Origin of the sequence: Sneathia sp. DSM 16631 (genome assembly GCF_014892235.1) — a bacterium.
In the GTDB taxonomy this organism is placed as follows: Bacteria; Fusobacteriota; Fusobacteriia; order Fusobacteriales; family Leptotrichiaceae; genus Sneathia; species Sneathia vaginalis.
Map to the genome: position 1 here is coordinate 63,853 of NZ_JADBHL010000001.1, position 10,417 is coordinate 74,269.

At 29.8% G+C, this 10,417-nt stretch carries 10 protein-coding genes; 7 read left to right on the forward strand and 3 right to left on the reverse strand.

Annotation, left to right across the window (positions count from 1 at the left end):
- The 4 genes from IMK15_RS00265 to IMK15_RS00280 are packed head-to-tail and all read left to right on the forward strand — an operon-like array spanning position 1 to position 4,041.
- Complete coding sequence (locus IMK15_RS00265; protein ID WP_192941468.1) at positions 1–810, forward strand: transketolase; 810 nt, start codon at positions 1–3, stop codon at positions 808–810.
- An 11-nt stretch (positions 811–821) separates the two neighbouring features.
- Positions 822–1,748 (forward strand): transketolase family protein, encoded by a 927-nt coding sequence (locus tag IMK15_RS00270; RefSeq protein ID WP_046328748.1) that lies wholly within the window; start codon positions 822–824, stop codon positions 1,746–1,748.
- A 9-nt stretch (positions 1,749–1,757) separates the two neighbouring features.
- Complete coding sequence (locus IMK15_RS00275) at positions 1,758–2,765, forward strand: cell division protein FtsX (RefSeq protein ID WP_046328747.1); 1,008 nt, start codon at positions 1,758–1,760, stop codon at positions 2,763–2,765.
- Positions 2,743–4,041, forward strand: a complete 1,299-nt coding sequence (locus tag IMK15_RS00280) for a murein hydrolase activator EnvC family protein (RefSeq protein ID WP_192941469.1) — start codon at positions 2,743–2,745, stop codon at positions 4,039–4,041. The genes IMK15_RS00275 and IMK15_RS00280 overlap by 23 nt, the downstream gene beginning before the upstream one ends.
- Before the next feature lie 34 nt (positions 4,042–4,075).
- Here IMK15_RS00280 and IMK15_RS00285 read toward each other — a convergent pair whose 3' ends face one another.
- On the reverse strand, positions 4,076–4,636 hold the full coding sequence (locus IMK15_RS00285) for a LemA family protein (RefSeq protein WP_046328745.1): 561 nt from the start codon (positions 4,634–4,636) through the stop codon (positions 4,076–4,078).
- A gap of 107 nt (positions 4,637–4,743) precedes the next feature.
- Between IMK15_RS00285 and lepA the strand changes: the two genes are divergently transcribed.
- Genes lepA through IMK15_RS00300 form a run of 3 tightly spaced genes read left to right on the forward strand, consistent with a single transcriptional unit; the run spans position 4,744 to position 7,769 of the window.
- Entirely contained in the window at positions 4,744–6,543 is a 1,800-nt protein-coding gene (gene lepA, locus IMK15_RS00290) for a translation elongation factor 4 (RefSeq protein WP_192941470.1), read from the forward strand.
- A 15-nt stretch (positions 6,544–6,558) separates the two neighbouring features.
- Entirely contained in the window at positions 6,559–7,161 is a 603-nt protein-coding gene (locus IMK15_RS00295; protein ID WP_046328743.1) for a 3'-5' exonuclease, read from the forward strand.
- 5 nt (positions 7,162–7,166) lie between these two features.
- A complete protein-coding gene (locus tag IMK15_RS00300; RefSeq protein WP_046328742.1) occupies positions 7,167–7,769 on the forward strand; it encodes a trimeric intracellular cation channel family protein in 603 nt (200 codons plus the stop codon).
- Between the two features lie 23 nt (positions 7,770–7,792).
- Here IMK15_RS00300 and IMK15_RS00305 read toward each other — a convergent pair whose 3' ends face one another.
- Positions 7,793–9,265 (reverse strand): DUF1846 domain-containing protein, encoded by a 1,473-nt coding sequence (locus tag IMK15_RS00305; RefSeq protein ID WP_192941471.1) that lies wholly within the window; start codon positions 9,263–9,265, stop codon positions 7,793–7,795.
- A 95-nt stretch (positions 9,266–9,360) separates the two neighbouring features.
- Positions 9,361–10,254 carry an EamA family transporter gene (locus tag IMK15_RS00310; RefSeq protein ID WP_192941472.1) on the reverse strand — a complete coding sequence of 298 codons (894 nt, stop codon included), beginning with the start codon at positions 10,252–10,254 and terminating at the stop codon, positions 9,361–9,363.
- Between the last annotated feature and the right edge of the window lie 163 nt (positions 10,255–10,417).

The following is a 10,417-nucleotide window of genomic DNA, read 5'->3' on the forward strand; positions in this document are numbered from 1 at the left end:
ATGGAAAATAGCGAATTAGCAAAAGTTGCTAAAAAAATTAGAAGAGATATAGTTGAAATGATATATCACGCAAAATCTGGCCACCCAGGTGGTTCATTATCTATAGCTGATATATTAGCAGTCCTATACTTTGATGAAATGAATGTAAATGTAAATGATGTTAAAATGCCTAACAGAGATAGATTGGTATTAAGTAAAGGGCATGCAGCCCCTGCTCTATATTCTACATTAATGGAAAAAGGTTTTCTTGATAAAAGCTTAATTACACAATTAAGAAAATTTGGTTCACCATTACAAGGACATCCAGATTTAAAAAAGATACCTTCAATTGAAATGTCTACAGGTTCACTAGGACAAGGATTATCTGCTGCAAATGGTATGGCATTATCATCAAAAATATTTGGTCCAGACTTTAGAGTGTATGCAATAATGGGAGATGGAGAATTACAAGAAGGACAATGTTATGAAGCAGCTATGGCAGCAGCACACTACAAGTTAGATAATTTAGTTGCAATAATAGACTCAAATGGCTTACAAATAGATGGTAATGTTAAAGATGTTATGAATTTAATATCAATAAAAGATAAGTTTGTAGCATTTGGTTGGCATGTAATAGAAATTAATGGACATGACTTTGACCAAATAAAAGAAGCTTTAAAAGAAGCAAGAAGTATTAAAGGTAAACCTACTGCAATAGTTGCTAATACTATTAAAGGTAAGGGAGTTTCATTTATGGAAGGTAACTATGGATGGCATGGAAAAGCTCCAAATTTACAAGAGTATGAACAAGCAATGAAAGAATTAGACTAGGAGGTAGAAAAATGGAAAAAAAGGCGACTAGATTAGCGTATGGTGAAGCGTTAGTAAAATTAGGTAAGATTAATAAAGATGTGGTAGTATTAGATGCAGATTTAACAAAATCAACTATGACAACTTTTTTCCAAAAAGAATTTCCTAATAGACATTTGAATATGGGAATTGCAGAAGCAAATATGATGGCAACTGCTGCAGGAATAGCAACAACAGGTAAGATACCATTTGCATCAACATTTGCAGTATTTGCAGCTGGAAGAGCATTTGATCAAATAAGAAATAGTATAGCGTATCCACACTTAAACGTAAAGATATGTCCTACACACGCAGGAGTATCACTAGGTGAAGATGGAGGGTCACACCAATCAATAGAAGATATAGCACTAATGAGAGTATTACCAGGTATGGTAGTATTATCACCAGCAGATGCAGTAGAAACTGAAAAGATGATATTTGCAGTTGCTGAGTATAAAGGTCCAGTATATGTAAGATTAGGAAGATTACCAGTTCCGATAATATTTGATGAAGACTATAAGTTTGAAATAGGTAAGGCTGTGACACTAACACAAGGTAATGATGTAGCATTAATAGCAACAGGGCTTTTAGTTTATGAAGCATTAGAAGCAGCAAAGACATTAAAAGAAAAAGGTATAAATGCTAGAGTAATAAATATGTCTACAATAAAGCCATTAGATAATGAAACTGTATTAAAGGCTGCAAAAGAATGTAAGTTCATTGTAACTTCTGAAGAACATTCAATAATAGGTGGACTAGGTGGTGCAGTAGCAGAATACCTATCTGAAGTACATCCAACTAAGGTAATTAGACATGGTGTAAATGATGTATTTGGACAAAGTGGTGAAGGTAACGAAATGTTAGATAAGTATAAGTTAAGAGCAAAGGATATAGTAGAAATTGTTCTTAAAAATATGTAAGGAGTTGAAATGCAAGATAATAAGAAATATACAAAAAAATTAACAGATAAAGGTACTTTTTTATCTGCTATTATAACACTTACAATTGTATTTATTGTTATTGAGTTCATATCTTTTGGATTATTAAATCTACAAGAATATAGCTCTACACAAGTAAGTACAAATCAAGTAATAGTTTATTTAAATGATTTAGATGAAAATACTAAAAATGAGCTTTCTAAAAAATTAGTAGAATTGCCAGGTGTTTCATCAGTAAGATATGAATCTAAAGAAATAGCATTAAAAGCAGCTGTAAAGGAATTAGGGGTTGCAGTTAATGAGGAAGAAAATCCATTAAGTGATGCTTTCTTTGTATATATTAATAAGTCAGTTAAGTTAGACCAATTAAAATCTAGCCTATTAAATATGCCTGAAATATCAGCAATTGACTTTAGAACAAAAGCATTGGAACAATCACTTAATTTCGCAAAAGGTATAGATTCATTGACAATTAAGGCTTCTAGTGTATGTATAGTAGTTGGACTATTTATGATATACAACATTGTAGGTCTTTCAATAAAAAGTAGAAAAAAAGAAATACATGAATTACTAGAAGATGGTGTAAAACCAAGAAAATTAAAAAAGAAATTTTTCTTTGAAAGTATTACAACAATATTTGTATCAACAATATTAAGTTTTGGAATATATCAAGGTATAAGACAATTGTTGGTTAATAATATTAAGCAAATATTGCCAGGATATTCAGCAACAACTTCAATTATTGATGAAGTAATTGTTGCAGCAATACTATTCGTAGTTGCAGTAATAATATCACTATTTATTTCATTCTTTGCAATGAATAGATACTTCAAGATATCTTCACTAGAAAAGATTATTGATAAAGAAGAAGTAGAAGAAAAAAATGAAATAGAAGAAATAAAGAATAGTGAAAATGTTGATGAAAAAGAAGAAATCGAATCTGAAGATGAAGATGAAATGATAGGAGAAGACGAAAATGAAAATAACTGGGAAGTGTAGTGTATTACTTCTTTCATTAGCACTCTCTATACCATATATGACATTTTCAGATGCTCGTATTGATAAGAATAAAAGAAGAATAGCACAAATAAATAGACAAGTTACACAAAATAGAAATCTTATTATAAAAAACAATAGACAAATTGTTGTTACTAAAAGAACACAAGCAAGTTTACAATCAGAAATCAATGACTTGAATTTTCAAATTAACAAGCTACAAAAAGAATATAATATTCTAGAACAAAGATATATAGAACTATTAAAAGCAATTGGAGCTAATGAAAAAGATATTAAAGCATCAATTTCTAAAATTCAAAGTAGTAATGCTGAAATAAAAGTTAATAAAGATGAATATAACACAAAGATAAGAAATTATGATTTAATTAGAAGAGCAAGAAATATTAATCAAAATAGTGGTTTAGTTGGTGCAAGACGTGATAAATTAAGACACGATGCACATGCTATACTAGACCTACAAATCAATAAAATAAAAGGCATAGAGACATATAAAAAAGGTGTAGAACAAGATAAGATTAAGGTTGAAGGAATAAAACAAAAGAATCAATCTGAAGCTACTAAAGTTATGAGTGCTAGAAATGATTTAGAAAATAAGAAGAAAGAACTTAATACTGCTGTTGCAAGAAAGAATAAAGCAGTAGCTGAATTAAGAGACTTACAAAATAAGTTGAGAAAAGAAAATATTACTATTGAAAAAAATAATAGTAAATTAGCTTCTGAAAGAAATAGATTAGAAGCACAAATTAATGCAATTATACGACAAAATGCAATAAGACAACAACAACTTGAAAGACAAAGACAATTAGCATTACGTCGTAAACAACAACAAGGTTCTGCTAAACACGAAAATATAAATGTTTCACAAGAACCAATAAATGTTGTAAAAGGAACTGGATCATTAATTTATCCTATTAGAGGTAGGGTAGTTGTAGGATTTGGTACTGAAAAAGTTCAAGGATTAAAGAGTAAAGGTATAGAAATATTAGGTACATTAGGTCAATCTGTATCTGCTGCTGATACTGGAACTGTAATATATTCAGGAAGTCTTGGAGGATTAGGAAGAGTTGTAATAATAAGCCACGGTTCACTAATTACAGTTTATGGTAATTTAGCATCTATAAGGGTATCAAGAAATGAAGCTGTTCGTAAAGGACAAAGTATAGGAACTTTAGGAAGAGATTCTGAAACTAAGAAACCAACACTTTACTTTGAAGTTAGACATGGTGTTAACATTGTAAATCCTATGAGTTATCTATAATAAAAAGCTGAGCGAAAAAACTCAGCTTTTTTATTTAAAATTCAACTTTAGGCACTTCATTTACCTTATCATCTGTTTCAAATAGTTTTGCATTTCTAAATTTCAAAATATTAAAGAAAAGTGCATTTGGGAATGATTGAACAAATATATTTAGTGTTCTACATGTTGCGTTATAATATTTTCTAGTTGCAAGTATTTGTTCTTCTATATCACTTAGTTCATCTTGTAATTTTAAAAATGAAGTATCTGCTTTTAGTTCAGGATATGATTCATTTAGCATCATAAGACTTCTAAGTGTCTTAGTAATAGTATTTTCAGCTTCTAATACCTTAGAAATGTTTTCTACATTAGACATATCAATATTAAGTAATTTTGATCTAGCAGATATTACAGCATCAAGTGTATCTTTTTCATGCTTTGCATAACCCTTAACTGTATTAACAAGATTAGGAATTAAATCTAATCTTTTTTGTAGATATATTTTAACATTACTCCAAGCTTCTTTATTTAAATTATCTAATGTAACAAAACGATTTTTTAGATATAGTACATATAGTAATAATAATATGATTATTATCAATAAAGCTATAAGCATTTTTTACCCCCTTCCATTATCAATATTATACTATATAAAATTTAAAAATGATAGATTTTTATTAGCTTATTTGGTATAATTTACATATAAAAGAAGTGGGAGAAACAATGAAAGATAAAAGATTTAAAAGGAATTTTTCTATAATCGCTCATATTGATCATGGTAAGTCTACATTAGCAGATAGACTTATGGAAAAAACTGGGGCTGTATCTAAAAGAGAAATGAAAGATCAACTTTTAGATAGTATGGATTTAGAAAGAGAAAAAGGAATAACAATAAAAGCACAAGCTGTAACATTGGAGTATAAGGCAAAAGATGGTAATACATATGAATTAAATTTAATTGACACACCAGGCCATGTTGACTTTATATACGAAGTTTCAAGATCATTAGCTGCTTGTGATGGAGCAATATTAATAGTAGATGCTGCACAAGGAATAGAAGCACAGACTCTTGCTAATGTATATCTAGCATTAGAAAATGACTTAGAAATATTACCAGTGGTTAATAAGATAGACTTGCCGTCAGCAGACGTACCTAAGGTCTTAAAAGAAATAGAAGATATTATCGGACTTGACACAAGTGATGCTGTTTTAACTTCAGCTAAGACTGGTCAAGGAGTGGATGAACTATTAGAAAAAATTGTAAATGTCTTACCTTGTCCAAGTGGTAAAGAAGATGGTCCTACAAAGGCACTAATATTTGATTCACACTATGATGATTTTAGAGGGGTAATAACTAATATTAGAATGGTTGATGGTAAAATACATAAAGGTGATAGAATAAAAGTAATGTCAACTGAAAAAGAATTTGAAGTATTGGAAATTGGTGTATTTACTCCAAAGATGAAAGAAGTTGAAGAATTAACTGTAGGTTCAGTTGGGTATATAGTAACAGGGATAAAATCTATAAAGGATACTCAAGTAGGAGATACCATAACAACAGTAGAAAATCCAGCAAGATATCCTCTAGAAGGATATAGACCTGCACAAAGTATGGTGTTTGCTGGTATTTATCCAATATCAACAGATGATTACAATGATTTAAGAGAAGCATTAGAAAAATTACAACTAAATGATGCATCACTAACATATCAACCAGAAACTTCCCTTGCCTTAGGCTTTGGATTTAGATGTGGTTTTCTAGGACTTTTACATATGGAAATTGTTGTTGAAAGATTGAGAAGAGAATTTTCTATAGACTTAATTTCAACAGCACCATCAGTACAATACTATGTAACACCTGAAAATGGTAAAACAGTAATGATAGATAACCCTGCAGAATTTCCTGAAGGTAGAAAATATATAGAAGAACCGTATATAAAGGGGACAATAATAGTACCTAAGGACTTTGTTGGTAATGTTATGGAATTATGCCAAGAAAAACGTGGAACATTTAAAAATATGAACTATTTAGATGAAACACGTGTTATGATAGAATATGAATTACCATTAGCAGAAATAGTGATAGACTTTTACGATAAATTAAAATCAAGAACTAAAGGATATGCTTCATTTGAATATGAGCTAGTAGGTTATAGGGAATCTGACCTTGTTAAAGTAGATATATTAGTTTCAGGTGAACTAATAGATGCCTTTTGTTTCATAGCTCACCAAGATAATGCATATACAAGAGGACGTGCTATTGCTGAGAGATTAAAAGATGTAATACCTAGACAACAATTTGAAATACCAATACAAGCAGCACTAGGTGGTAAAATTATTGCAAGAGAAACAATAAAGGCTTTAAGAAAAAATGTATTAGCTAAATGTTATGGTGGAGATATTACTAGAAAGAAAAAACTTCTTGAAAAACAAAAAGAAGGTAAGAAGAGAATGAAAGCTATAGGTAATGTTGAAATACCTCAGGAAGCATTTTTAGCAGTTTTAAAACTGGATAAAGATTAAAGATATGGAGTGAAAATGAATAAGAAGATAATATTTTTTGATGTTGAAACTAATGGCTTAAAAGGATCATCAGTATTGTCTATGTCAGCAATGAAAATGAGTTTTAATACAGAAAATTTAGAGATGTATAAGGTAGGAGAATTTAATAGATTCTATTACCGTAATCCTGGAGAACCAATTAACGAGGGTGCTATTAGGGTAAATGGTCTAGATGATGAAGAAATTGAGAGAAGAAGAAGTCTATCAAGTGTAAAATATCCTAAGACATTTAATGAAGACATACAATCATTTGTTGAATTTTGCCAAGGTGCAGATCATTATGTTGCACATAATATACGTTTTGATAGAGATTTTTTACCATTTAAGTTAAAGTATCAATTTGATACTATGATAGAAAATATTGATATAGTAAGAATAATGGGTAATAGAGGATTTAAATGGCCTAAGTTATTAGAATGTGCTGAGTATTACAAAGTTCCATTAGAAGAAGATAAGTTACATAATAGCCTATATGATGTTGAAGTAATGGCAAAGGTATTCTTTAGAATGAGAAAACACAGTATATCAAAAAATAGGATACTTAGGTTTGTTTCAGATAATATTAGTACGGAGTTTTAAGGGTTATGTTTATTGAAAATTTTACATATATAGCTAATTTGATAGGAGTCATTGCCTTTGCAGCTTCTGGTGTAATAAAGGGGATGAAACATAAGTTAGATATATTGGGTATAATAGTTTTAGCAGTTATGACAGCTGTTGGTGGTGGAATAATACGTGATGTTTTGGTTAATAAGGTGCCATATGTACTAACGAATACACAGGATATAGTAGTTGCGACTATTACTGCTATAGTACTATTCCTATTTTTAAAAAAGTATAAGAATAAAAAGAGATCATTTTTTAAGGAACTATTAGTTATGGATGCAATAGGACTATCAATATTCACTATTATTGGTGCAAAAATTGCAATTAATGCAAATGTTTCTGTACTATCAGTTTCAATATTTGCAACTATAACAGGAGTAGGTGGTGGAGTAATAAGGGATATATTAGTAGGTGAAATTCCTATAATTCTAAAAGAAGACGTATATGCATTTTTATGTTTTTTTGGCTCTATCATATATTACTACCTACCACGTATCTTTATTAGCGACATAGTAATATTCCTATTGATCCTAATAATCAGGTTGCTTATCATTAAATACAAAGTAAATTTACCAAAATAAAAAGCTCAATAAAGAGCTTTTTTTTAGTAATATAATTTATCTGATGCAAATACAGGATCACAAGTAACATCTATTTCAAGTTTTGTGAATATTTGTTCATCTTTTGAATTTAATAATGTTGTTGAATGTGCTTGAGCATTTTTTAGTCTATCTAACATAGTTAGTGCAAGCCCAGCTGTTGGGTTAGTTGCTGCAGATATTGATAGTGCATATAGTACTTCTTCAACAGTAAGTATAGGACTTTCATATCCTAATTTTTCTTTTAAATCTAGCATTGGAGTTAAAACACTTGGTGAAATTAAGTGAATATTATCAGTAATTTTTGCAAGATGTTTTAGTGAGTTTAGTATAGCACTAGCTGCTGAATCCATAGTATCTGTTTTTCTACCACAAATAATTACTCCATCATCTAATTCAATTGCCATTGATGGCATACCTGAAATACTTGCTTTTTGTCTAGCAGGTACTACACAGTTTCTATCAGTTTCTTTTAGATTTAGTTCTTCCATTATCATCTTAGCACGATTTGAAGTTTCTAAATCTACATAACCCTTCTTGTATTCACAAGCAGTCTTAAACATTCTACGAATAATTTCATCGCAAGAAGCTTTTCTTACAACTTCATCGTCAATTATACCAGTTGCAAGTCTATTAACACCCATATCAGTAGGAGACTTATACACTGCATATCCTTTAATTTTTTCAATTATTCTCTTTAAAATAGGGAATGCTTCGATGTCTCTATTGTAATTTACAGCGTTAATACCGTAAGCATTTAAGTGGAATGGATCTATCATATTAACGTCTTTTAAATCCACTGTTGCTGCTTCGTATGCAATATTAACAGGGTGTTTTAATGGTAAATTCCACACAGGGAAAGTTTCAAATTTAGCATATCCAACATTTACGCCTCTTTTGTGTTCATTGTATAGTTGAGATAGGCAAGTTGCAAGTTTACCAGAACCAGGTCCTGGAGCAGTAACTACAACTATAGGTCTTGTTGTTTCAATATATGGTCTTTTTCCAAATCCTTCGTCACTAACGATAACATCAATGTCATTTGGGTATCCCATAGTAGGTTCAAATAGATAAACTTTTATACCTCTACTTTCAAGCTTTTGCTTGAATATTTTAGCAGATGGTTGTCCTTCATAACGTGTTATTACAACACTATTAACTTTAAGTTCGTTTGAGTTTAACTTGTCAATGATTCTTAAAACTTCAGTGTCGTAAGTGATACCTAAATCTCCTCTTAATTTATTTCTTTCGATATCACCAGAATAAACACAAATAACAACTTCCAATTTATCCTTTAATTTTTTTAAAAGTTCAACTTTAGCATCTTTTTTAAAACCAGGCAATATTCTTTTTGCGTGTAAGTCAGAGAATAATTTACCTCCAAATTCAATGTATAGCTTGTCATACTCATTTACACGTTCTAGAATGTATTTTGATTGTTCTGTAAGATACTTTTCGTGACTAAATCCAATTTTCATAAATCTCTCCCTCTTAAATTTTTTACATCATAGAATAGCACTAAATGAAAAATATGTAAAGGGGAAATTTAAAAAAAAATGCCATAAGGCATTTATTAATTCTTTGAATATTTACTTACAACTATGATAGATAGTAGGATAATTACAATTCCAAATAATTGAAATATTCCAAAAACTTCTCCCATAAAATTGATTGCAATTAAAAGTGACACTACTGGTTCAAATACAGCTAACATACAAGTAAGTGTAGGCTTTATATATCTTGAGCTTTCTATTAGTAGATAAAAAGGTATAACAGTACCGATAATTATTACAACTAAGAATGCAAATAATATCTTTAAATCTTTAAAATATGATAATGCTATTAGTACGTTGTAGAAAGGTAGTAGTAATATCGAACCTATTATCATACTAAATCCCATTAAAAATGATGTAGGCCATCTAAAGAATTTTTTTGCATCTATGATGTAGAAAGCATAACCAAATGAAGTAATAAGTCCCCATAATATTGCTCGTGGGTCTATAGATAATTGCTTTGTACTACCATTAGTTACAACGAAAAATACACCAAGGAGTATAAGGAGGGTACAAATAACCTCAGATATTTGAGGCTTTTTTTTGTATTTTAAACAAACAAATATGATTACTAATATTGGAGCACCAAATTGCATTAATGTTGCAAAAGGTGCTGAACTATATTGTATTGTTGCAAAAAAAGGTAGTTGTACACCCAGCATACCGAATATTGAGTAAATCAAAAGATCAAAGAATTTGTATCTATTATTAACCATATCATATGCCTTATTTATTCCATCTTTATACGCACCATAAAGTATGAATAAAATACCTGCAACTAGCATTCTAACAGCTACAAGAGAGATATAGTTAAAATTAGAATTATTAAATATATATTGAGTAAAATTACCACCTATACCCCATAGAGTAGAGCTAAAAGCAGCAAGAAAAATCCCATAATATTTTTTGTTCATTATTACCTCACTTTTTAGCACATTTAATTATTAATATGCTACCTAACATTGAAATTATTGTGCTTATAACCAATAGTGCAAAAATAGAAATATTTTGACAAATTTGTGCACCTATGTAGTTACCTAAAATACTTCCTAATGTTAGAGCAGTACCTATATATGC

Bases quoted from the DNA above. Each gene is read 5' to 3' on its own strand.
- IMK15_RS00295 (WP_046328743.1), top strand. From the start codon at position 6,559: ATGAATAAGAAGATAATATTTTTTGATGTTGAAACTAATGGCTTAAAA.
- IMK15_RS00280 (WP_192941469.1), top strand. From the start codon at position 2,743: ATGAAAATAACTGGGAAGTGTAGTGTATTACTTCTTTCATTAGCACTC.
- IMK15_RS00300 (WP_046328742.1), top strand. From the start codon at position 7,167: ATGTTTATTGAAAATTTTACATATATAGCTAATTTGATAGGAGTCATT.
- IMK15_RS00285 (WP_046328745.1), bottom strand. From the start codon at position 4,636: ATGCTTATAGCTTTATTGATAATAATCATATTATTATTACTATATGTA.
- IMK15_RS00275 (WP_046328747.1), top strand. From the start codon at position 1,758: ATGCAAGATAATAAGAAATATACAAAAAAATTAACAGATAAAGGTACT.
- IMK15_RS00265 (WP_192941468.1), top strand. From the start codon at position 1: ATGGAAAATAGCGAATTAGCAAAAGTTGCTAAAAAAATTAGAAGAGAT.
- IMK15_RS00305 (WP_192941471.1), bottom strand. From the start codon at position 9,265: ATGAAAATTGGATTTAGTCACGAAAAGTATCTTACAGAACAATCAAAA.
- IMK15_RS00270 (WP_046328748.1), top strand. From the start codon at position 822: ATGGAAAAAAAGGCGACTAGATTAGCGTATGGTGAAGCGTTAGTAAAA.
- IMK15_RS00310 (WP_192941472.1), bottom strand. From the start codon at position 10,254: ATGAACAAAAAATATTATGGGATTTTTCTTGCTGCTTTTAGCTCTACT.
- lepA (WP_192941470.1), top strand. From the start codon at position 4,744: ATGAAAGATAAAAGATTTAAAAGGAATTTTTCTATAATCGCTCATATT.